General features: G+C 63.3%; 21 protein-coding genes and 1 pseudogene. 4 read left to right on the top strand and 18 right to left on the bottom strand.

Features of this window, described 5'->3' with window-relative positions; all coding sequences use genetic code 11:
* Positions 1-61: 61 nt before the first annotated feature.
* Together SPHINGO391_RS05270 and SPHINGO391_RS05265 are read right to left on the bottom strand one after the other, a co-directional pair.
* Positions 62-400 (bottom strand): TIGR01244 family sulfur transferase, encoded by a 339-nt coding sequence (locus tag SPHINGO391_RS05270; protein WP_152007846.1) that lies wholly within the window; start codon positions 398-400, stop codon positions 62-64.
* 167 nt (positions 401-567) lie between these two features.
* A pseudogene (locus SPHINGO391_RS05265) lies at positions 568-735 on the bottom strand ((2Fe-2S)-binding protein); the annotation flags it as partial.
* Between the two features lie 198 nt (positions 736-933).
* Between SPHINGO391_RS05265 and SPHINGO391_RS05260 the strand changes: the two are divergent.
* A complete protein-coding gene (locus tag SPHINGO391_RS05260) occupies positions 934-2,607 on the top strand; it encodes an iron ABC transporter permease (protein ID WP_152007844.1) in 1,674 nt (557 codons plus the stop codon).
* 96 nt (positions 2,608-2,703) lie between these two features.
* Here SPHINGO391_RS05260 and SPHINGO391_RS05255 read toward each other — a convergent pair whose 3' ends face one another.
* The 6 genes from SPHINGO391_RS05255 to SPHINGO391_RS05230 all read right to left on the bottom strand — a co-directional run bounded on the left by SPHINGO391_RS05255 (position 2,704) and on the right by SPHINGO391_RS05230 (position 7,725).
* Entirely contained in the window at positions 2,704-3,162 is a 459-nt protein-coding gene (locus SPHINGO391_RS05255; RefSeq protein WP_152007843.1) for a DsrE family protein, read from the bottom strand.
* 113 nt (positions 3,163-3,275) lie between these two features.
* Positions 3,276-3,665, bottom strand: a complete 390-nt coding sequence (locus SPHINGO391_RS05250) for a hypothetical protein (RefSeq protein WP_152007842.1) — start codon at positions 3,663-3,665, stop codon at positions 3,276-3,278.
* Positions 3,666-4,174: 509 nt separating this feature from the next.
* The gene (locus tag SPHINGO391_RS05245; RefSeq protein ID WP_152007841.1) at positions 4,175-4,429 is read right to left on the bottom strand and encodes a hypothetical protein; all 255 of its coding nucleotides are present in this window, start codon (positions 4,427-4,429) and stop codon (positions 4,175-4,177) included.
* Positions 4,430-4,773: 344 nt separating this feature from the next.
* Positions 4,774-5,526 carry an aspartate/glutamate racemase family protein gene (locus SPHINGO391_RS05240; RefSeq protein ID WP_152007840.1) on the bottom strand — a complete coding sequence of 251 codons (753 nt, stop codon included), beginning with the start codon at positions 5,524-5,526 and terminating at the stop codon, positions 4,774-4,776.
* Positions 5,523-6,689, bottom strand: coding sequence for a Xaa-Pro peptidase family protein (locus SPHINGO391_RS05235; RefSeq protein WP_152007839.1), 1,167 nt, complete (start codon positions 6,687-6,689; stop codon positions 5,523-5,525). Before SPHINGO391_RS05235 ends, SPHINGO391_RS05240 begins: the two co-directional genes overlap by 4 nt.
* Positions 6,682-7,725 carry a pyridoxal-phosphate dependent enzyme gene (locus SPHINGO391_RS05230; protein WP_152007838.1) on the bottom strand — a complete coding sequence of 348 codons (1,044 nt, stop codon included), beginning with the start codon at positions 7,723-7,725 and terminating at the stop codon, positions 6,682-6,684. The genes SPHINGO391_RS05235 and SPHINGO391_RS05230 overlap by 8 nt, the downstream gene beginning before the upstream one ends.
* A gap of 177 nt (positions 7,726-7,902) precedes the next feature.
* Here SPHINGO391_RS05230 and SPHINGO391_RS05225 point away from each other — a divergent pair, with 177 nt between their 5' ends.
* On the top strand, positions 7,903-8,385 hold the full coding sequence (locus SPHINGO391_RS05225) for an Lrp/AsnC family transcriptional regulator (protein ID WP_152007837.1): 483 nt from the start codon (positions 7,903-7,905) through the stop codon (positions 8,383-8,385).
* Between the two features lie 83 nt (positions 8,386-8,468).
* Here the strand turns inward: SPHINGO391_RS05225 and SPHINGO391_RS05220 are convergent, their stop codons facing one another.
* From SPHINGO391_RS05220 to SPHINGO391_RS05190, 7 genes are all read right to left on the bottom strand, one after another.
* The gene (locus SPHINGO391_RS05220) at positions 8,469-8,921 is read right to left on the bottom strand and encodes a MarR family transcriptional regulator (protein ID WP_152007836.1); all 453 of its coding nucleotides are present in this window, start codon (positions 8,919-8,921) and stop codon (positions 8,469-8,471) included.
* Entirely contained in the window at positions 8,918-10,078 is a 1,161-nt protein-coding gene (locus SPHINGO391_RS05215) for a twin-arginine translocation pathway signal protein (RefSeq protein ID WP_152007835.1), read from the bottom strand. The genes SPHINGO391_RS05220 and SPHINGO391_RS05215 overlap by 4 nt, the downstream gene beginning before the upstream one ends.
* A 218-nt stretch (positions 10,079-10,296) precedes the next feature.
* Complete coding sequence (locus SPHINGO391_RS05210) at positions 10,297-11,115, bottom strand: sugar phosphate isomerase/epimerase family protein (protein WP_152007834.1); 819 nt, start codon at positions 11,113-11,115, stop codon at positions 10,297-10,299.
* Between the two features lie 10 nt (positions 11,116-11,125).
* Positions 11,126-11,944: a carbohydrate ABC transporter permease gene (locus SPHINGO391_RS05205; protein ID WP_152007833.1), complete on the bottom strand. Its 819-nt coding sequence runs from the start codon at positions 11,942-11,944 to the stop codon at positions 11,126-11,128.
* Positions 11,941-12,813 (bottom strand): sugar ABC transporter permease, encoded by an 873-nt coding sequence (locus SPHINGO391_RS05200; protein ID WP_152007832.1) that lies wholly within the window; start codon positions 12,811-12,813, stop codon positions 11,941-11,943. Before SPHINGO391_RS05200 ends, SPHINGO391_RS05205 begins: the two co-directional genes overlap by 4 nt.
* Positions 12,814-12,874: 61 nt before the next feature.
* Positions 12,875-14,149 carry an ABC transporter substrate-binding protein gene (locus SPHINGO391_RS05195; protein WP_152007831.1) on the bottom strand — a complete coding sequence of 425 codons (1,275 nt, stop codon included), beginning with the start codon at positions 14,147-14,149 and terminating at the stop codon, positions 12,875-12,877.
* On the bottom strand, positions 14,136-15,221 hold the full coding sequence (locus SPHINGO391_RS05190; protein WP_152007830.1) for an ABC transporter ATP-binding protein: 1,086 nt from the start codon (positions 15,219-15,221) through the stop codon (positions 14,136-14,138). Before SPHINGO391_RS05190 ends, SPHINGO391_RS05195 begins: the two co-directional genes overlap by 14 nt.
* Positions 15,222-15,553: 332 nt before the next feature.
* Between SPHINGO391_RS05190 and SPHINGO391_RS05185 the strand changes: the two genes are divergently transcribed.
* Together SPHINGO391_RS05185 and SPHINGO391_RS05180 are read left to right on the top strand one after the other, a co-directional pair.
* Complete coding sequence (locus tag SPHINGO391_RS05185) at positions 15,554-16,861, top strand: hypothetical protein (protein WP_152007829.1); 1,308 nt, start codon at positions 15,554-15,556, stop codon at positions 16,859-16,861.
* A gap of 62 nt (positions 16,862-16,923) precedes the next feature.
* A complete protein-coding gene (locus tag SPHINGO391_RS05180) occupies positions 16,924-17,655 on the top strand; it encodes a hypothetical protein (RefSeq protein ID WP_152011434.1) in 732 nt (243 codons plus the stop codon).
* Between the two features lie 277 nt (positions 17,656-17,932).
* On the opposite strand, the gene SPHINGO391_RS05175 is transcribed toward SPHINGO391_RS05180, so the two are convergent.
* The 3 genes from SPHINGO391_RS05175 to SPHINGO391_RS05165 are packed head-to-tail and all read right to left on the bottom strand — an operon-like array spanning position 17,933 to position 20,343.
* Positions 17,933-18,541 carry a glutathione S-transferase N-terminal domain-containing protein gene (locus SPHINGO391_RS05175; RefSeq protein WP_152007828.1) on the bottom strand — a complete coding sequence of 203 codons (609 nt, stop codon included), beginning with the start codon at positions 18,539-18,541 and terminating at the stop codon, positions 17,933-17,935.
* On the bottom strand, positions 18,538-19,530 hold the full coding sequence (locus tag SPHINGO391_RS05170; protein WP_193217197.1) for an aldehyde reductase: 993 nt from the start codon (positions 19,528-19,530) through the stop codon (positions 18,538-18,540). The genes SPHINGO391_RS05175 and SPHINGO391_RS05170 overlap by 4 nt, the downstream gene beginning before the upstream one ends.
* A gap of 60 nt (positions 19,531-19,590) precedes the next feature.
* Positions 19,591-20,343, bottom strand: coding sequence for a type 1 glutamine amidotransferase domain-containing protein (locus SPHINGO391_RS05165; RefSeq protein ID WP_152007826.1), 753 nt, complete (start codon positions 20,341-20,343; stop codon positions 19,591-19,593).
* Positions 20,344-20,417 lie beyond the last annotated feature (74 nt).

Raw genomic sequence — 20,417 nt, 5'->3', positions numbered from 1 at the left:
GTATTCAGGCCGGCGTCCCTCACCCGGCGCCCCCCCGGCACCGGGCCGTCATTCCGCACCTTCAGTTGCGCAGATGCGCCGTGTGCTGGAAGATCGCCGTCGAACGCGCGCCTGAGCGGCAGTAGCCCAGCATTGGTTGCGGCATTTCGTCGATCGCGTCGACCATCTCGCGCACCGCCTCCGCGGTCACGCCCATCGGACCGACCGGGATGTGACGCGCTTCGATGCCAAGACCCTCGGCCGCCTGCCTGATGCTGTCAAAGCTCGGCTGGTCCGGCGCTTCGCCATCGGGACGGTGGCAAACGATCGACTTGAAGCCGGCGGCCTTGATGGCGGCCAGATCCTCGGCGGAAATCTGTCCTGAAACGGAATAGGTTGGGGTGACTGGGCGAAGATCCATGACGTCAACTGCCTTTGAAACGTGGCGCGCATCGGTTGGCGCGCCGGAATTCGGTTTGCCCGATTGACTTAAGCAATGGCCGCCGACGCGTCAATGCAGCGGCGATGCCACAGCCTGGTGTCAACCGCCTATTCCGCTCCGTTTCTCACCCGTGCGGTGACCTCGCCGATGATGTCCACCACGTCGGGAAAACAGCCGCAGCAGCGGCCGCGGATCCGCATCGAATGGTAGACCTTCGACGGCACGATCAATTGCCAGGGGTCCTCGGCAAGCAGTTTTTCGACCGCAGCCTCGATCTCGTCTTTCGACACAAGGTTGCACTGGCAAACAATCATCAACGTTCTCGATACTCGCGCACAAGTGCCAGTCCTGCCTGCCAGTTGACGCTAAAACCTGTATGAATTACTCCACAATCTTTGACCGAGCTGCCGTCCGCTGTCAAACATCGGGTGGCGCCTGTGACCTGTGCCGCAGACTGTATACTAAGGCTCCGGTGGCAGCACCGGAGCCAAATGTAAAGGAAGACCCCGCCCGTGGGCGAACGCGCACTCAAGACCGCAGCCTGGATCGTCTCCCTGCTTTGCCTCGCGCCGATTGTCGCGGTGGCGTTCGCGGCGGTCTCCGGCACGCTTGACACCTGGAACAGCCTGATGGCGACGGTGCTGCCGCGCTATGCCTGGACCACGGTCGAACTGGTGGTGCTGGTGGGCATCGGCACGGCAATCGTCGGCACCTCGACCGCCTGGCTGGTCACCACCTGCTCTTTCCCTTTCCGCCGCACCTTCGAGATCGTGCTGGCGCTGCCGCTCGCCTTCCCGGCCTATGTGCTGGCCTATGCCTATACCGACCTGCTTGACCATCCAGGTGCCGTGCAGACGGCGCTGCGCGCCATCACCGGCTGGGGCCCGCAGGACTACTGGTTCCCCGAAGTCCGCTCGCTCGGCGGCGCGAGCGCCATGCTGATCTTCGTGCTCTACCCTTACGTCTACCTGCTCGCCCGCGCGGCCTTCCTCAAGCAGTCGCCGACCGCCTATTTCGCCGCCCGCACGCTGGGCCACACGTCCTGGTCCGCCTTCTGGCGCGTCAGCCTGCCGATGGCCCGGCCGGCCATTGCCGGCGGCGTCATCCTGGCATTGATGGAAACCATCGCCGACTTCGGCACGGTGGCGCATTTCGGCGTGCAGACCTTCGCCACCGGCATCTACGCGGCCTGGTTCTCGATGGGCGACCGCATGGCCGCCTCGCAGCTGGCGCTGTGCCTGCTGGTCGTGGCGTTGAGCTTCGCCCTGCTCGAGCGCGCCCAGCGCGGCGCGGCAAAACGCTTTCCGGCCGGCTCGCGGCTTGAAACCATGGAGCGGCATCAACTCCGCGGCTGGCGGGCAGCCGCTGCCTTCACCGCCTGCATGGTGCCGGTCGCCGTCGGCTTTGCCATTCCGCTCGTTGTCCTTGCCGACATGGCGATCAGCGCCGGAAGATCGCCCTTCTCGCCGCGCTATCTCGGCTATGTCCAGAATTCCCTGACGCTGGCCTCGATCACCGCCTTCGTCACCGTCGCCGCCGCCATCATCATCGGCTTCTGCGCCCGTATCGCGCCAAGTCTCGCCGCCCGCTTTTCCGCGGCCGCCGCAGGCATCGGCTATGCCGTGCCGGGCGGTGTCATCGCGGTCGGCCTGCTGGTGCCCTTCGCAGCGCTGGACAACGCCGTCGACGCCTGGGCCCGGGCCAGTTTCGGCGTTTCCACCGGCCTCTTCTTCACCGGCTCCATCGGGCTCCTGGTGGTTGCCTACATGGTCCGCTTCATCGCAGCCGCCCTAGGCGCCTTTGACACCGGCATCTCCGCGATCAAGCCCAACATCGACGCCGCTGCCCGCACCCTTGGCCGCACCTCCGGCCGCATGCTGCTCGAGATCCACCTGCCGCTGTTGCGCCCCAGCCTGCTGACCGCGCTGCTGATTGTCTTCGTCGACGTGATGAAGGAGCTGCCGGCAACGCTGATCATGCGGCCGTTCAATTTCGACACGCTCGCCGTCCAGGCCTATCGCCTCGCGTCAGACGAACGCCTACAGCAGGCAGCCCTGCCCTCGCTGATGATCGTCGGCTTCGGCCTGCTGCCGGTGATCCTGCTCTGCCACACAATCGGAAAATCAGGCCGGCAGCAAGACCGGACAATCCGTCCGAAAGCCGATGCGCTGCTGCCAAGCGCTTGATGTTCTTCAGCTTCGCTCGACAGATGTGAGAAGCTGCGACAAGCCGTTCGGGCGGGCTTTGTGCAAGGACACTGGCCCGCCCGTTCTGGTTGGCCCTTACCAGGACAAGGTCTTGATCGCGGGATCGAAGAGATATCCTTCCACGACCGGCCAGCTGCCCATTTCAACGCCGTCGATATAGTCATCGACGGTCAATCCGGCTGCGGCCGAGCAGGCCTGGCACATAAGTACGGTTCCACCATCCTTCATGAAGGCCGTCAACATGTCCTGGATCGACATGTTCTGTTCGCGCATCAGTCCGTGTACATGCGACGGGCGCTTTTTGTCAGCCAGGTACACGCCACGGACATTCAACCAGATGACCACCGGCTTGTGGCCGTTTTTCAGTGCCTTCTGATGGGCAAACATGATCGCCTTACCGGCAGCCCAGGTGTCGTCAGTGGTGAGATTGACGAACAGGCCCGGTTTGGCGTCCTGAGCCTGGGCAGCCGCTGCGGGGATAAGGGTTGCCAGCACCAGAGCGATGGTGGCGAGTATGTTTCTCAAGATATTCATGGGTAAGTCTTTCCGAATTGCTGGAATTGTCGTGAAGTAACGCAGGCGCCTTTCCATGCACCCACGGCTTCCGTCTGATGAGATGCCCGGCCATCAAGCCGCGCACTCACGGGTCATGCAGCAATCGAAGGCGGGCCGCGCACCGGCGGCAGCAGATCAGCCTTCCCGGCAAGCAGCGGATCGGCTTGCTCTGGAAGCAGCGGTTGCGAAATCCCGATGCGGGCAGCCCGGTCGAAATGATCTGGTGCGGGAAGAACCACCGAACTGGCAAGGCGGCAGAAATCACAGGCGTCCTGATGGGCCCGTTGGCCGCTGCCGCTGTCATTGTCGCCAGTCAGGCAAAGAACCGGAAGCGTGCCGTCCGGCAACACATATCCGGCAAGATCGGCATCCTGAGAATCTGCAAGGTCCACAGGCTTGTGAGCAAACCCGGCCATGATCAGCGCAAAAAGGCCAATCATGCCGACCGTCAGCTGCCATGCGGGAATTCTGGACCTTGACATAAACCCTCCGCGGTCAAACTCGCAGATCAGTTTCCCATTGCAAAGGTGCGGGATTGTCGCACGGACAGTGCGTCGCCTGTTCCCGGTTCCGGGACCCGAAACCGAACGTACTCAAGCCAATAGTCTGATGCAGCAAGTGGTTTGCGCCCGGTACAGCAACTTCCGGCAGTCTCCGTCCAGGCTGTGGTCGAGCTTGCGCATTTTCTCGGCGTCGTCCGGTGCGCCCGTGGTCTGTTCGAGAATGATCTTGACCGGCGACGGCATGTCGGCGCGACCCTAACGGTGCTCGGGATCCGACAGATGCGAGCAGGGTAACGCCTTGGCGCAATGTATGAAGGCCTCCCTGACCCTGAGCACGATGGCTAGCCTGGACCAGGTATTCCCTGCCGTCAGGCCTCTTCGGCAGCCTCAATTGGGCGCTCCGCAGCCCTGTTGCGTCACGACACCGGGAACTCAAAGCACAATGAATTCACCGGAACAATTGTTGGTCTGATCGGGATTCCCGCGCTCTATGCCCTGTCGTCGGCGGTCTCGTCGCTTGTTTCCCGCCCGTTGTGGTCTCCGGGGTCAAACTCATCGGGATCGTATCCCTCCGCATCCTCGGCAATAGCGGTCACGTGGGTCGTACCGCTCTCTTCATCGTACACAAGTCCGTATCTCGCCCGGCCCTCGGATTTGTAGCGCTGGTATTCGTGGATGCCCGAATACAGGAACAAGAGGGCGAAGGGCAGCAGCATAATGATGGCTATCAGTCCGGCGTCCATGGTCGATACTCCTTTGCAAGGAAGTGTTAGGGAGGCGCGGGCGCTCCGGGCAACGATCGCCTTTGGGCTCGTTGAGTGGGTCGTTGGTCGGTCCAGCCGGCAACGAAAGCCCTCGGGCTTTGCTGATGGGCAAGATGCCTCGGGAGTTGGCGCGACATGACCCGCAGATCGCCGACAGTGGAGTGTCGACCAGGCGCTTGATGCTGCGAGGCTCGGCAAACGCAGCGCCCGCTGTTGAGGGCGTCCAAGAACAACCTAGTTGGAAGCAGGCGTCCTTTCAACCTTCGGCCAAGGCAAAGACGGGCTCGGTCCAGCCGTCGCTTGGATGATCCACCGGTACCCGCCTATGCGCTCTTGCCCGCACTGAACAGCCGCCCCGGCGCATCCCCGGCCACCGGCGCTCCTGTCGCCTCGGCCATGTGCCAGGCCAGCACCTGGTTGCTGCTGAGAACCGGAATGCCCAGTTCGGCTTCCAGCGCATCGATGCTCCCGAGCGTCCTCAGATTGGTGCAGGAGAGAAACACCGCGTCCGCGCCCCCGGCCGCATCCCGTGCCGCAGCCTCGATCGATCGGGGCGCAATCCGGGCCACGCGCGCCTCGACTTCCTCGCCGAAGGTCAGCACCTCCCCGACCGCGAAGCCTGCCGCGATGAAGGCATCGCGCACCGGCCCCGCGACACTTTCCACGTAAGGCGTCACCAGCCCCAGCCTGGTCACGTCGAGCGCCCGCAGCGCCGCGAATGCCGCCGTCAGCGGGTCGGTGACCATCGGTGTCTCCACACCGCGCCTCAGCATTTCCGCCACGGCCTCCGCTCCGATCAGCGTCGTGCCCGATGTGCATGCATAAGCAACCGCGTCGAAGCGCGCGCCCCGCGGAAACAGCCCGGCGCTGCGCGGCAGTTCGGCTTCCATCGCCGCAATCGAATCAGTCGACAATTCCTCGCCCGAGGGGATCCGGCTGGTGTAGATCGCCACATCCGGGTCAGAAAACAGCCGGCGGAAATCCTGCTCCAGCGTCTCATCGGCCTGCAGCACGACCAGCCCCAGCGTCGCCTTTGTCCCGATCGGTCCGGTGAGATCGAAGCCCGCCTGTTTCATCCCAAAATCTCCGGCATCTCGGCGGGCGCGCGGCACGACAGCAGCTCCGGTCCGTCGGCGCGCAGCACGATGTTTTCCTCGTGCACCAGTATTCGCCCAGGCGCGATTTCCACACCCGGTTCCAGCGTCAGCACCATGCCCTCGCGCAATTCGGTCGCATCGAGCGGCGTCACCGAGGGCCACTCCGTCAGCGTCAGCCCCAGGCCGTGGCCCAGCCTGCCGCCTCCCGTCTTGGTGCCCTGCCGCGCAAGCGCCTCGCTCACAATCCGGTGCAGGTCACGTGCGAGCATGCCCGGCCGCAGGCTGGCGAGCGCGGCATCGGTAGCGGCAAAGAGAGCCGCATGGGCACGGCGCACATCATCTGTGGCGCGGCCGATGGAGAAATTCCGGTCGAAGTCACAGAAGTACCCGTCGCGCACCGCACCCGTGTCGAGCATCAGGACATCGCCAGTCTGCAACGGGCGTTCATCGGCAGGCGAAATGACGTCGCCATAGCCACCCGGCCCGGCGCCGCCCGCGACATAGCTCACCCAGTCCGCCCCCTCCTGCAAAAGCGCCACCTGGAAATCGCGAAACACCCGGGCGAGAGGCACCCCCTGGCCGGCAAACTCCGGAACCCGGTCGAAAGCGGCATCGGCCACGGCGCAACTGGCGCGGATCTTTGCGATTTCCGCTTCGGACTTGATTTCCCGCACCCGGTAGACGGCCGCAGTGCCATCGATGATCCGGCACGGCGCGATCATGTCCTGCAGCCGCAGGAAATCGGCAACCGGCATGCGCAGATGGCTTTCGAGCCCCATCGGAATGCCGATCCGGCCCGAGGCCGGCACCAGGCCTGTGAGCGTGTCAGCCAGAAGGCTCACCCCGTCATCGACAGGATCGGGCGCATTCCATGTCCTTACGTCCGAAATCCAGCAGCGGCCCATCAGTTCGGTGCCGATCGAGGGGATCACCGCGACAGGATCGCCCTGAGCAGGCACGGCAACGAACCACGGCCGCGCCGGGCTTTCCCAGAACCGGGTGAGAAACCCTGTCGTGTAGAACACATCCGCAGGCGTGGTCAGAAGCAGGGCATCGAGATCATGGCGTGCCATTTCCCGCTGCAGCGCGGTAATGCGGGCGCGGAACTCGGCCGCGGGAAAGACCAGCGATTTTTCACGCATCTTCCGGCCCCTCGCTGAGAATGCACAAGACATGCGCCCCCGGTCCGATGCCGTCAATCCCGGCCAGCAGCGCGGCAATGCCCGCAGCGCCCGACGGCGTCGAGGCAAGCCCGGCCTCGACCACCGCCGCGGTTCCCGCCGCTGCCTCGGCTTCGCTCAGGGTGACGAAAAGATCGGCGTCCCGGGCAAGATCGGCAAGCGCCAGCATCGACGGCGTCTTGCAATCAAGCCGCCCCATGGCCGAGTCCGGCCCTTCGGTGACCACCACCCTGCCTGCGCGAATGCTCTCGATCAGCGCCGGAGCGGCATCAGGCTCAACCACGATCATCTCGGGCGCATCGCCCCAGGCAAGCCGCAATTGCCCGGCCACCGCTGCCGCCAGTCCGCCGACCCCTGCCTGCAACAGCACGTGGCTCGGAATGTCCTCCATCTGCGCCTCGATTTCCGTTGCCATCTGCCTGTAACCTTCCATGACCCTGTAGGGCAATTCGACATAACCGGGCCAGGAACCATCCGACAACAGTGTCCAGCCGTGGGCGTCCGCGGCGCGGGAGGCTGCCTGCATGCTGGCCTCATAGTCGGCCCCGGCCCGCACCACCTGCGCGCCCATTGCCTCCAGCCGCCTGGCGAAGGCTGCCGGCACCGCCTCGGACAGATACACCACTGCCCCGGCACCGAAGACCCGGGCGCCGGCCGCCACCGACATGCCGTGATTGCCGGCGCTGGCCGTCACGTAGGTGCGGCCGGAGAGAGCCGTTCGCAGATCGCCACCCATCGCGGCCGCCTCGCGGGCAATGGCGTAGGCCGCACCCAGCGCCTTGAAGCTGCCAAGCCCCATCCGTTCCCGCTCGTCCTTGATTGTCAGCCGTGCAACACCGGCCGCCCTTGCCAGCTCCGGGCAATCCAGCAAGGGGGTGGGCTGATGTTTCGGACACTGCGCCAGCAAGGCCGCAACGGCCTGCGCATCGACCCCCTGCATCGGCGGAAGGTCCGGCATGCCGGTACCGCGATATCTGTTCTCAAGTGCCTTGGTCATATCCGCCTTCCCTTGGTTATCGTGTCTCAAGGATAGCTGCGGATGACGTGCCGTTTCCCGGAAATCTTCACACCATATGGTCCGGTTTTCAGATCACCATCGCCTTGCCGTGCGGATTTCCGGAACAGATGCCCCATTTTCGCTGGCGCAGAAGCCGGTTTCCGGCAAGTATCGGGCATGGACAGATTTGACGCAGCCATTCTCGATGCCATCCAGACCAACAACCGCCTCACCGCCGAGGCGCTGTCGAAGCTCGTGCATCTGTCGCCTGACAGCTGCCGCAAGCGCCTGGCGAGGTTGCGCACCGAGGGCTATATCGACGCCGACATTGCGGTCCTCAACCCGGCCAGGCTCGGCCGCGGTCTGATTGTCATTGTCGAGGTGGCGCTGACCTCCGAACGGCCCGCCGATCTCGACCGCTTCCGTGAAAAGATGAAGGCAGCACCCGAGGTGATGCAGTGCTACTACATCACCGGGGCCAGCGATTTCCTGCTGATCCTGTCGGCCAGCGACATGGCCGATTACGATGCCTTCACCCGCCGCTATTTCTTCGCCGAGGAAAACATCATGAAGTTCCGCACCAGCGTGGTGATGGACCGGGTCAAGACCGGGTTCTCGATCCCGCTGCCCTTTCTCAATGATGACCGGACGACGCAATAATCCGCTTCTCGGTCAACCGGACGCAAGACCGGACCGAACAGGCATTGGCCCGGGCCACGCCATTGCCGCGGATCATTGCAGGTTCAGTTCCGCCGTCCATCGAGCCAGGCGCGCACCGCGGCCAGCACTGGCAACGCACCGGCGATGTGCGTTGCCGGAAATTCCTGCACGAACTCCTGCATCATCGGCGCTATCGCTCCGATACAGGCATCGCGCATGGCCCGCCCCTGGTCGGTGATGGCGACCCGCTTGGCCCGGCCGTCGCTCGGATCGGGGGAGACCACGACAAGGCCCTTGCCCTCGAGATGCTTCAGTGTCCCGGTCATCGCACCTTTCGTCACCTGCATGGCGCGGGCGATCCGGTGCGGCGTCCAGCCATCACCCAGCCGGCAAAGATGATTGAGCACCGAAAATTGCGCCAGCGTCATGCCCTCCGGCATCGCCTTCTCGAAGGCGTGACCGGAGAGCTGCGAGATGATACCGATCTCGTTGAAGAAGCCGAAAAGGGCTTCCATGTCTTTGGGACCTGCGCTCATGCACTCCTGATCCGGGTTTCGAGTGGCCAGCGCGGCGCCGGCCTGATCCCGGGACCATAGCCCAGACGCACCAACATTTGCAGCGTTTCATTGTCGCCTATTTCAAGCGCCGTGCGCATCTCCACATATTTGCCGGCCATCTCGTCATATTCCTGCAAGGCCTGGCTGAACGGCTGCAGCGCCAGTCCCGCTTCGGTGACGGCGAGATGCATGCGAAGATAGTCGCGTCCCGCGGCAATCTGGTCGGCGCGGCTGTTGCCCGGCGTCGCCAGCCAGAGAAAACCCATCGCGGTGTCGAACTGCACCTTCTGCGCCTTCATTCCTTCGGTAAACACCATCGTGTTCGGGTCGAGCATGGCCTGCCTGTCCATAAGGCCGAGCAGGTCGAGCCCCTCGTTCAGCGGGCCGCCGAGACTGATTCCGTCGGGATTGGCCTCGATCTCGGCCTTGCCGATGCGCATCAGGTCGACGCTCTCCTTCATCGTCCGGTAGGTGCGCAACTCGATCTCCATCGCCTCCCAGGAAAGCGCCCGCAGCGTGGCCACCTCTTTCCCGCCGGTTGCATGGGCAATCCGCGCGGTACGCGCCGCCGCGGCAATAGTGTCAAGCGCCTGGGCGGAAACCGGCCTGGCGGTGTCATAGGCTTCGCGGTTGGTATGACGCGCGAAGACCTGCGCAAACAGCGGATCGCGCGCAACGCCGCTGTCGGCGACAAGGCGGATATGCGCCACCGGACGCCCGTCGAGCATCGGCTGCGGCTCGCCCTCAGGAAACAGGCTCACCTCGGCGCGGTGGCCGGTTTCCGCAGCCGCCATGGAAAGCAGCTCGACAAAGCAGCCAAGCCCGATCGTCAGCTGCCGGTCATAGGGATCGGTTTCGGGCAGCCGCCGCGCGGTGTCGAAATAGAGCTTGATCTCGCCGGGCGTCGAAAGCTCCGCCACCCAGGGCTGACGATTGTGTGGATTGGGGGCAAGGATGGCATGGGCCAGCGCAAAGACGCGCGGATCGCCTTTCGCGCCCGCATCCAGCGCTTTCGCTGCCTCCCACGGCTTGCGCGCGCCCGCCGGGTCGCGGCTCGTGGCCCAGGCGCCGATCCCGCCTGCAGCCAGGATCACACCGCCGCCAAGAATCGTCATGAATTTCCGTCTGCTGGTCATGTTGGGCTCCATATCATTTAGTGTTAAACGAAATATAGTTTATTACTAAACGATATGTCAAGCCTAAACCGGCAGGCCCCGGCGCGGTGACCGGGACCGCATCCACACCCTCTCGCCGAAGCTCACAGATGATTGAAGGCAACGGTTTTCTGGCGGGGCCGCGGCCCAGCCGCCTGCCGCGCCACGGCAAGTCGGCCGGCATGTTGCCAAAAGACCGGTTAGTCGGACCGGCCAAGCCCTTCGAGCCAGCGCACGGTGGCGGGAAGCCGTTCGGGGTGATGCCGCACTTCGAGGATCAGCCGCGGCGTCTCCTCGAGCCCCTCGAGCGCGTCGAGCAGCGGCTGCCAGCTGATCCGGCCCTCGCCCGGATGCCAGTGGCGGTCGGCATAGCCGTCGACATCCTGCAGGTGGACATGGCCCAGATGACCGGCGGCGGCAGCGATGAAGTCATTGACCGGCGGCGCCTGGTAGCGCCCATGCGCGAGATCCGCATGGCCGGTGTCGATCGAGATCTTCAGGTTGGGGTGATCGATCTGCCGCACCAGCTCGACGCGTGTCGCCGGATCGGTATCGTCGATGTTTTCCAGCATCAGCGTGCAGCCGGTCTCGGCGGCGCGCTTGAGCACCGGCTCAAGGCAGTCGGCGGCAGCCGAAAACATCAGCCCCAGGACATCGGGATAGTTCCGGTGGTTGAGCAGGTGCCAGTAGGTGAACGGGCTGTGGATCACCATGTGCGTCGCCGAAAGGCTTTCCGCGATCTCCAGCCCCTTGAGGAAGCGCTCCTGGATGACGGCCCGGATCGCCCGGTCGGGGTTGGACAGATCGAGGCCGAAGAACGGGCCATGGATGCCACGCTCGCCCCGGTGCGGCTCAAGCGCGTTCTGGTACTTGCCGACCAGATCCGAGCAATCGCCGGCGATCACCTCCGGGAAGACGAAATCCTGGATCTCGATCGGCCGGTCGGCCTCGCAGATCCAGTTTCGCAGGGATTGATAGCTGTCGAATTTCACAGCCGCGCCAAAGGTGGAAAGGGTCATCAGAAAATCCTTATTTGATGCCGGCGCGCATGAAGCTCTGCACGAACTGGCGTTGAAACAGCAGGAAGCCAAGCAGAAGCGGCGCGGAGGTCATCAGCGTCGCGGCGTTGATCACCGCCCATTCGGTACCGCTGTCGGTGGTGGCGAAGATCGACAGGCCAACGGTCAGCGGCCGGGTTTCGACGGAATTGGTGATGATCAGCGGCCAGAGGAAATTGTTCCAGTGGTGGCTCACCGAGACCAGCCCGAAGGCGAGCATCGCCGGCTTGCCGAGCGGCACGTAGACCCGCCACAACAGCCCCAGAAGCGAACAGCCTTCCACTCGCGCCGCCTCGTCGAGTTCCTTCGGAATGGTCATGAAGGTCTGCCGCAACAGGAAGATCGCAAAGCCCGAGGCGAAATAGGGCAAGCCTATGGCGATGATCGTGTCGACCAGGCCCAGCGCCCGCATGGTCTTGTAGTTTTCCACCAGCAGGATGTCGGGCATCACCAGGAGCTGCATCAGGATCAGCGTGAACAGGAACGTCTTGCCCGGAAACTCGAGCCGGGCGAAGGCGAAGGCCGCCAGCGTGCACAGCACCAGCTGCGCGCTCAGGATCATCGTCACCAGCACGATGGTGTTGAGGAAATAGCGCGCAAACGGCGCCTGCGACCATGCGGAGGCGAAATTGTCGAGCGTCAGCGGCGCCATCAGCTCGAACCGCGCCTCGAAGGCGGGTGGATGGAACGCGGCCCAGACCGCATAAGCCAGCGGCGCGATCCAGATCAGCGCTAAGAGCGCGCCGCCGCCACGGATCAGCATGCGGTCGAATGTGGTCTCGCCGATCATTTGTAGTGCACCCGTCTGTCAGCCAGGAAGAACTGCCCGATGCCCACCACCGACAGGATGGCAATCAGCACCACCGTCAGCGCGGCGGCATAGGCCGTGTCCCAGAACCTGAAGCCAGTCTCGAAGATGTAGTAGAGAAGCAGCATCGTCGCGCTGTCCGGCCCGCCCTTGGTCATGACGAAGACATGGTCGACCAGGCGGAAGGCGTTGATCACCGCGTTGACCGAGACAAACAGCGTCGTCGGCATGATCAGCGGCAGCGTCACCCTGCGGAAGAAGGTCCACCGGCTGCAGCCCTCGATCGCCGCCGCCTCGCGCAGCGACTGCGGGATCGTCTGCAGCGCGGCGAGGAAGAAGATCATGAAGAACCCCGCCTCCTTCCAGATCGTAACGGCGGCCACCGCATAAAGCGCAGTGTCGGGCTGGCCGACATAATTGGCCGACGGCAGTCCGAAAAAGAGCCTAATCTGGTCGATCAGCCCGAAGCCCGGCGCGTAGAAGAACAGCCAGATATTGGCGACCGCGATCAGCGGCAGCACGGTCGGCGTGAAGAACGCCATCCTGATCAGGCTGACGCCGCGAAACGAGCGGTGCACCAGAAGCGCCATGGCCAGCGACAGCGCGATCGAGGCCGGAATGGTGATCAAAGCATAGATCGCCGAATTGACCATCGCCTTCACGAAGATCGGATCCTCGAGCATCTTCTGATAATTGCCCAGTCCGGTGAACACGGCCGGGCGCCGCCCCTTGGCGGTGGTGAAGAAGCTGTCGATGAGGGTGGTGACGGCGGGCAGATGCGTGAATGCGATCAGGAACACGAACGCAGGCAGCAGCATGAGCCAGGCATGGATCCAGTTGCGGCTGTTCATCTGCGGGTTCTCGGATAGGAAAATGGCGGGGCGCAGATGGCGCGCCCCGCCGGAGTTGAGATTAGCGGTAGGCCGACAGGATGGCGTCCGCCTCGGCCTGGGCGCCGTCAAGCGCTTCCTTGGCCGGCTTCTGGCCGGTGATCGCCGATTCCAGCGCCGAGTTGAGAAGCTGCGTCACCTTCGGTCCCTCGAAGGTCGACAGTTCGGCGACCGCGTAGTCGAGCTGGTCGCGGGCAACGAGTGCCTGCGGGAAGCCCTTGACGTAGTCCTTCATCGTCTCGGTTTCCCAGACATCCGGGCGCGGCGCGACGTAACCGGTCGCGATCGTCCACTTGGCGGCCTGTTCAGGCGCGGTCGCCCACTTGACGAAGTCGGCGGCTGCCTGCAGCTCCTCGTCGGTCGAGCCCTTGAGCAGGTAGAAGTTGCCGCCGCCGGTCGGCGCGCCGTTCTGTGTCAGGCCCGGCAGGAAACCGACGCCGAAATCGAACGGGGCATTGGTGCGCACGTTGGTCAGGTTGCCCGTGGTGGTCCAGATCATCGCGGCCTGGCCTTCGAAGAAGGCCTTCGGCGTGCCGCCCCAGTCGAGGATGCCCGGCGCCATCACGCCGTCGGTCGCCGACAGCTTGACCAGCGATTCGAGCGCGCCCACGGCGGCGTCCGAATTGAAGGTGACGTTCTTGCCGGTGTCATCGGCCAGCAGGCCGCCATTGCCGGCGACGATGCCGGTCCAGAGCCAGGACGGGAAGCCCGACGAACGAATGTGCACGCCCCACTGCGTGACGTTGCCGCTCGCATCCTTGACGGTCAGCTTCTTGCCCATCTCGACCATCTCCGCCCAGTTGGCCGGACCCTTTTCCGGATCGAGACCGGCGGCCGCGAAGGCTTCCTTGTTCCAGTAGAGCACCGGCGTCGAGCGCTGGAACGGGATGCCCCAGGTCTTGCCTTCGGTCTGGCTGTTGGCCATGAACGCCGGGTAGAAGCCGCCGATCCAGTCCTTCTGCTCGTCGGCGGTGACGTAATTGTCCCAGGCGACGATCATGTCTTCGTCGATGAAGGTGTACATGTCGGTCGACAGCGATATGATCAGCTGCGGCGCGTTGCCGCCGCGCACGGCGGTGATCGCCTTGGTGGTGGTGTCGGCATAGGAGCCGGTGTAGATCGCGTCGATCTTCACGCCGGGATTGGCCGCCATATAGTCTTCGGTCAGCGACTGGATCGTGCCGGCAGCGGCGCCGCCGACGGCGACCGGGAAATAGAATTCGAGATCGACGGCATTTGCCTGGGAGGCAAACATCGTCAGCGCCGAAGTCGCCAGAAATACATTAAGCAGTTTCATGGGTCAGGTCCTTCTTGGGGTTGGAAGCGGTGGGATGGTCGAACTGTGTGAGACGGGCGCCGGTGGCCGCATCGAAGATGCTTTCACGCCCTTGAGCCCAGCCAAACGCGAACCGCGCCGGCGGCGGCGGAGCACTGGCAGGCGCGCGCATGATGAAATCCGTGTCGCCCAGCCGGGCGGAGACAAGCCGGTCGGCGCCGAGATACTCGATGCCGCGCGTATCCGCCTCCGGACCGCTTTCGGCGATGTGAATGTCTTCGGGCCGCAGACCGATCAGCTGGGCATCGCCCGCCCCTTGCGGCAGACCGTCCTGCCCTGCGAACAGCCGGCCCGGAAACAGGTTCATCGGCGGCGTTCCGATGAAGCCCGCGGTGAAAATCGTCGCCGGTCGCGCATAGACCTCTTCCGGCGTGCCAACCTGCTCGATCCGGCCGGCATTCATGACGATGATCTTGTCGGCCATCGTCATCGCCTCGATCTGGTCATGGGTGACATAGACCACCGTCAGCCCGAGTTTCTGCTGGATCGCCCGGAGCTCGACGCGCATGTCGGCACGCAGCTTGGCGTCAAGATTGGACAAAGGCTCGTCCATCAGGCAGATCGGCCGCTCGCTGATCACCGCTCGGGCGAGTGCGACGCGCTGCTGCTGACCGCCCGACAGCTCCGACGGCTTGCGCGCCAGCAGGGGCGTGAGCCCCATCATCGCAGCCACCAGGTCGAGCCGCGCCAGCCGCTCCGCTTTCGAGACCTTGCGGACCTTGAGCCCGAAGAGAATGTTCTCGGAGACCGACAGATGCGGAAACAGCGCGTAGGACTGGAACACCATCGACAGGTCGCGCATGCTCGGCGGCCTGTCACCGACATCCTCGCCGCCGATGCGGATTGCTCCGCCGGTCTGCCGGTCAAGCCCGGCAATCAGCCTGAGAAGCGTCGATTTCCCGCAGCCCGACGGCCCCAGCAGCACGGAAAAGTCGCCCGCAGCAAGCGAAACCGAAACATCATCAAGCGCCGCCGTCTGGCCAAAAAGCCGCGACACATTCTCGATCTGGATTTGCGAAGGACTGGTCTGCATGAGCGAGCAGGAACCATTGTTGCGTGAACGCTCGATGACAGGTTTGCGAAGTTTTTGTGTACCCCCGATCGTTTCACACAGCCCCGGCTGAGGTGGTGGGCCCTGCGGGGAAATCCACGGGCCGGAGACACCGGGGATTTACGGCTGTGCAGACGGCATCCGCCACGCTCCGGCATGGGGAAGAGCAGGCGAACAAGACCGAAGAGAACGACGCGCGCGGCGGCAGCGCGACAGGAGTGAAGCGGTGCACAGAGCAAAGAAGCCTTGCGACAGCCTTCATTTTGCCCCCTTCTTAAGGGCTTGTTAACAACTCTTTCCTGACGGAGGTCTTCATGGCGCTCGCCGCATCGCATCGCTTGCAGGACGGCGTCCTCGCTGTCGAAACCATGACGCGCTTTGCGCTTGCTGTCCTGGCTCTTGCCTCAGGCGTCTACACCTATTTGGGTGTCCGCAGCCTGCTCGACGGTTCTCCGACAGCCGTGTTCTTCGCCGCCATCATCTACTCGGCTTCGGTCTCGGTGGCGATCTATGCATTCTGGTCCTACATGGCGCGCTTCTATCCGCATGTCATCGGAGCGTCTTCACGCGGCGCCATGATGGGGGTAATGGCACTCGGCTGCGCCATGATCATCGCCATGTCGAGCTGGCTCAACGCGGCAGCCCTTGCCGGCTCCGCGGCGCTCGAACAGCATCTGGCAGAAACGGTGCAGGATTATACTGCCGACCTCGACCAGGCGCATCAGAACGCGCTGGCCGCGCAAAGCCTGCTGCCCGACATCCAGCGGACATCGGAGCGCTTTTCAAGGCTTGCCGAGGACGAACGCGAGAACGGGGCGTTGACCGGAACCACAGGGTCCGGCAGCGTCGTCCAGCTTCTGTCGCAGATGTCCTCGCAATTGAGCGAACTCGAGGCTGGCGTCCTTGCCTCGCGTGAGCGGGTCACAACCCTCTTCGATGAGGGGCGGAGCCATCTTGCGACCATGCGCACGCTTGTGTCGGCGCCCGGCGCCATCGCACCGCGCAGCGACGACTTCTCCGCCGAGGTCGTCGCCCTTTCCGGCGTCATCACCTCGCTCGAACAGACCTCGATCGCGCCCTCGGTCAAGCGTGCGGCCGAAGACCTGTCGCTCGGTTTCATTGCGCCCGTGGCCGATGGCCGTGCTGCCGATCTTGCCAATCGCCAGGACCAGGTGATGCAGACCATCCGCGCTTCGGTGGCCGCCCAGTCGCAGGTGCTTTCGCAGGCCGCCGATGACATTCTGGCGCGTGAGCCGGTGGCCGAGCGCCGCTTCGTGCCGCTGTCGTCCGCGGAAGCCGTTCTGCGTTATGCCGCCGACTTCATTCCGGCCTGGGCCGGCGCCATCTCCATCGACCTGCTGCCTGCCGTGCTCGTCTTCATCCTGGCAGTCGTTCACGGAGCGATCCGGCGGCAGGAGGAGCGGCTCCCCTTCGCGCAGCGGATCACCGCGGCGGAACTTCTCGAGGCCATGGAAGTCCAGCGCGCGCTCGGCCGGCAGGGGATCGGCATTGAGGAGGCATTGCAGGCAACGGAAAACGAGGACGAGCGCGCGCATACGGATTCCAACATCACCAGCCTCGACACGGCGGCGAAAGCACCCCGCAAGGGACCGCCCGCGTGAAACCCTCCTCACTTGCCCAGCGCTTGAAGAGAGCCTTTCTTACCGCTGACGACGGTCTGCTGATGCGTGGCGCATTCTTCACGCTTCTGGCGGCGGCAGGCGCCTTTCTATTCGTCGATCTCAGGGAAATGACCCAGGCAAGTGCGGCCTTTCCCGGCCATGATCCGATGACGACAGGCGCGCCGGTGCTTCCCCCCGCGCTCACGGATGGCGTTCCGCAAACAGCACCGGTGGACCCGGCGAGTTCGCCCGAAATCCTGCGCCAGCCGATGCGCTTCGAACTCCTGCCCGGGGGCCAGCTCAAGGCGGAAGGCTCGATCGATCCCGGCGCCGCCGGCCGCTTCGCCGAGGAGATCGCGGCGCGCGGCGAGTATGTGAAAGAGGTGACCCTGAATTCGCCCGGCGGCTCTGTCGCCGATGCGCTGGCGATGTCGGCGCTGATCCGCGAAAAGGGCCTGAACACCAAAGTGGCGACGAAGGCGCTCTGCGCCTCCTCCTGCCCGCTGGTCTTTGCCGGCGGCGTCGCGCGCGAGGCGGAACAGGACGCCATTCTCGGCGTCCATCAGGTCTTCAATGGCAGCCAGGATCAGCCCTCTCCCGAGCAGGCCATGTCCGGCGCCCAGAGCACGACCGCGCGCATCGCCCGCCATCTCGACGAGATGGGCATCGGCAACGGCCTCTGGATCCACGCCCTGGAAACCCCGCCCGACCGGCTTTACTACCTCACGCCTCAGGAGATGGCGGACTACAAGCTGACGACAGCCCCGGTGGCGACGGCGAAAAAGGCGGATTAGTGGGGCACTGCGCGAGCGAGTGCCGGCGGCTTGAATGGAGTCTGAAACATATAGCACGCCGTGGATATACCGCGCACTTCAGTGGTCATTGAAATGCAGCTGATACCCTTACGCTTTCGACCCGGAGTGGACGTTCGTGCCGAACGAAAAGAATGTTCTGAATGAGCCCATTCCAGTCCTTCGCCTCCCCCAAGTGAAATGGTAAAATCGGCAAAACCGCTTGCAGACCGGGACGTGGGCGCTGCTGCGCAGCGTTATCAGATCAGTCATTCGTGCGTCAGCCGGGCGACAATGCGATTGCACGGGCCGTGGCCGGACGGGCGACGTTGCGTTTGATCCACGCCATGACATTGGTGCAGTTGGTCAGGCGCTCATCTTCCATCATCGGGGCCATACCCGCCCAGACGACAGCAGCCATATCGGCAATGGAATATTCACCGGCGATATAGTCGCAGCCTTCCAGCTGTCGGTCGAGAACGCCAAACAAGCGCGCGGTTTCGTTCCCGTAGCGGGTCTCGCCATAGGGGACTTTTTCTTTCAGACCGCGAAAATGGTTGGCTTGTCCCATCATCGGGCCCAGCCCGCCAATCTGCCAGTGCAACCATTGCGCCACGGCCATGCGCTCTTGCAAGGTATTGCCCCCGAACCTGCCTGTTCTTTCTGCCAGATATTGCAGAATCGCGCCCGACTCCATCAGGCTGATCCCGGTCTCGTGGTCAACGATTGCGGGGATTTTTCCATTGGGCGAGATCTTCAGATACTCCAGATCATGCTGTTCGCCGGACCCGATATTTACCCAGTTGATCTCATAGTCGAGGCCCATTTCCTCAAGTGCGATGGCTACTTTGTAGCCATTGGGTGTGCCCCACAGATATGCAGTGATCATTTGGACTTCTCTTTCAGCTTGAAGGTTTGGACAGCTTTCGCCGAGGCGACCAGTGCGTCCTTTACCGGAATGAATTTGAACCCGAAGGTCTTCTCTGCCTTTGCACCAGAGACGGCGAGGGTACGACCAACATTCGCGAGAACCCCTTGGACGTCCCTGGAAAACAGCCCCACGATCCAGAGCAGCCAGACGGGAGCTTCACGGCCCGGCGTCTTGAGCGCGGAATCCCATGCCTTCAGCATCCGCCCAAGTTCAAGCAAGCGATGCGTCCCGCTCGCGGCGGCGAAACGCTCGCCCTTGGTGGCCTCCAGATCGATGGCCGCAACATGCATCCGCGCCACATCCCTTACATCCACCGCGACCATGTCCATCGGCGGGGCCATCGGAACCTTGCCGGTCATGAGCTGCTCGACCAGTTCAAGCGACGATCCGTAGCGCGCGTCCATTGGCGGTCCAAAGACAGCACCGGGGTTGATGGTGGTCAGCGCGATATCCGGGTTTTCATCGACAAAGTCCCAAGCCGCTTTTTCGGCAAGTGTCTTGGACGCTTCATAGGCCCCGACGGACGGATCATCCGGACTTGTCCAGTTGGTCTCGTCCGAGGGCTGCATCTTCGGCTTACCCGCCTGTTTGTAGATCGCGGCGCAGGAGGATGTGAGGATAACCCGCTTTATGCCGGCCTCCTTTGCTGCGCGCATTGCGCGGAGCGTGCCATCGACCGCCGGGCGGATCAGGTCTTGCGGATCTTTGGGCTCTGTAAGCGGAAATGGCGAGGCCGTGTGCATCAAGACATCACAGCCTTGCAACGCATCCTGCCAGCCTTCGTCCTTGGTCAGGTCCAATGTGGCAAACTCCAGTGACGCGTCTGGAAATAGGCCCTGCAACTCCTCCTTGCGCTTGTCGGACCGGATCGAGGCGCGGACCTGATAGCCTTGTGCCAGCAATTCGCGCAGGATGTGTTTGGCTATAAAACCGGACGCACCGGTCAAGAAAACCTTCGTCATTTGAATACTCCCTTGAATTTTCGATAATGGCGGAGCCTAGACCGACTATTCGGACAAAGCCTCGATCAGCAGATCCGAGAAAAGCCGCGTACTGTGCTGCTGTTGGCCAGTGATGATCTGCCCGTCGCGGATTGCGAAAGGTGCAAGAGGAGCGGCGGACTCGAAGGTGGTGCTCGGGTTCTTCTTTGCCTCGGTCTCGATGGTGAATTCGTTCACCGTCGTTCCAAGCGCCGCGTTCATCATTTCCTCTTCACTGTCGGGATAGCCGGTCCAAGTCTTGCCGTCCGCCATCAGCGTGCCGTCGCTGAGCGTCGTCCAGAGCATCAGGCAGGTGCCGTGGCAAATCATACCGATGATCTTGCCGCTTTCGTAGAAATCAGCGATCAGCTTGTGGAGCGCCATGTCGTCCTTGAAAGTGATCAGCGGACCGCCACCGCCTGCAACGCAAACCGCATCATAATGGCTGACATCGACATCTGCGATTGAAGGCGTATTCTCCATCAGCTTGCTGAAGCTCGCGTGGTATTTGAATCCAAGCGTGATCAGGTCGTTGGGGTATTGCGTCATCTCGTTTTCAGGATCCGAGAACCCGTCAAACTCAACTTTTCCCCCTTTGGGCGAGACGATGTCGACCGTGCAGCCAGCCTGCATAAGGTCAAAGAATGGGCCGGTCATTTCCTCGGCGAAGAAACCGACCGGAAACCCCATCAGTGTGGCGGGGTTCGAGACGATGTAGAGGACTCTCTTGCCGGCCACGTCGGCATGGGCATGTCGGCGAACAACAAAAGTCGTGGTCATGTTTCCTCACTGAGATCGGTTGCGTTGATCTCAACTTGGGTGTTCCCGTCTCACCAGTCACTCGCAGGCCGCGC

The organism is Hoeflea sp. EC-HK425 (genome assembly GCF_902498795.1).
GTDB lineage: Bacteria > Pseudomonadota > Alphaproteobacteria > Rhizobiales > Rhizobiaceae > Hoeflea > Hoeflea alexandrii.
Note: the sequence above shows the minus strand (reverse complement) of the source record. Positions and strands in the feature narration are given on the sequence as shown.

What these genes read in the sequence shown, in the direction of transcription:
- SPHINGO391_RS05180 (WP_152011434.1), top strand. Translation starts at nt 16,924, where the DNA reads ATGCGTGGCGCATTCTTCACGCTTCTGGCGGCGGCAGGCGCCTTTCTA.
- SPHINGO391_RS05250 (WP_152007842.1), bottom strand. Translation starts at nt 3,665, where the DNA reads ATGTCAAGGTCCAGAATTCCCGCATGGCAGCTGACGGTCGGCATGATT.
- SPHINGO391_RS05240 (WP_152007840.1), bottom strand. Translation starts at nt 5,526, where the DNA reads ATGAAACAGGCGGGCTTCGATCTCACCGGACCGATCGGGACAAAGGCG.
- SPHINGO391_RS05200 (WP_152007832.1), bottom strand. Translation starts at nt 12,813, where the DNA reads ATGAACAGCCGCAACTGGATCCATGCCTGGCTCATGCTGCTGCCTGCG.
- SPHINGO391_RS05235 (WP_152007839.1), bottom strand. Translation starts at nt 6,689, where the DNA reads ATGCGTGAAAAATCGCTGGTCTTTCCCGCGGCCGAGTTCCGCGCCCGC.
- SPHINGO391_RS05205 (WP_152007833.1), bottom strand. Translation starts at nt 11,944, where the DNA reads ATGATCGGCGAGACCACATTCGACCGCATGCTGATCCGTGGCGGCGGC.
- SPHINGO391_RS05245 (WP_152007841.1), bottom strand. Translation starts at nt 4,429, where the DNA reads ATGGACGCCGGACTGATAGCCATCATTATGCTGCTGCCCTTCGCCCTC.
- SPHINGO391_RS05185 (WP_152007829.1), top strand. Translation starts at nt 15,554, where the DNA reads ATGGCGCTCGCCGCATCGCATCGCTTGCAGGACGGCGTCCTCGCTGTC.
- SPHINGO391_RS05225 (WP_152007837.1), top strand. Translation starts at nt 7,903, where the DNA reads ATGGACAGATTTGACGCAGCCATTCTCGATGCCATCCAGACCAACAAC.
- SPHINGO391_RS05175 (WP_152007828.1), bottom strand. Translation starts at nt 18,541, where the DNA reads ATGATCACTGCATATCTGTGGGGCACACCCAATGGCTACAAAGTAGCC.
- SPHINGO391_RS05165 (WP_152007826.1), bottom strand. Translation starts at nt 20,343, where the DNA reads ATGACCACGACTTTTGTTGTTCGCCGACATGCCCATGCCGACGTGGCC.
- SPHINGO391_RS05195 (WP_152007831.1), bottom strand. Translation starts at nt 14,149, where the DNA reads ATGAAACTGCTTAATGTATTTCTGGCGACTTCGGCGCTGACGATGTTT.
- SPHINGO391_RS05255 (WP_152007843.1), bottom strand. Translation starts at nt 3,162, where the DNA reads ATGAATATCTTGAGAAACATACTCGCCACCATCGCTCTGGTGCTGGCA.
- SPHINGO391_RS05220 (WP_152007836.1), bottom strand. Translation starts at nt 8,921, where the DNA reads ATGAGCGCAGGTCCCAAAGACATGGAAGCCCTTTTCGGCTTCTTCAAC.
- SPHINGO391_RS05215 (WP_152007835.1), bottom strand. Translation starts at nt 10,078, where the DNA reads ATGACCAGCAGACGGAAATTCATGACGATTCTTGGCGGCGGTGTGATC.
- SPHINGO391_RS05190 (WP_152007830.1), bottom strand. Translation starts at nt 15,221, where the DNA reads ATGCAGACCAGTCCTTCGCAAATCCAGATCGAGAATGTGTCGCGGCTT.
- SPHINGO391_RS05230 (WP_152007838.1), bottom strand. Translation starts at nt 7,725, where the DNA reads ATGACCAAGGCACTTGAGAACAGATATCGCGGTACCGGCATGCCGGAC.
- SPHINGO391_RS05210 (WP_152007834.1), bottom strand. Translation starts at nt 11,115, where the DNA reads ATGACCCTTTCCACCTTTGGCGCGGCTGTGAAATTCGACAGCTATCAA.
- SPHINGO391_RS05270 (WP_152007846.1), bottom strand. Translation starts at nt 400, where the DNA reads ATGGATCTTCGCCCAGTCACCCCAACCTATTCCGTTTCAGGACAGATT.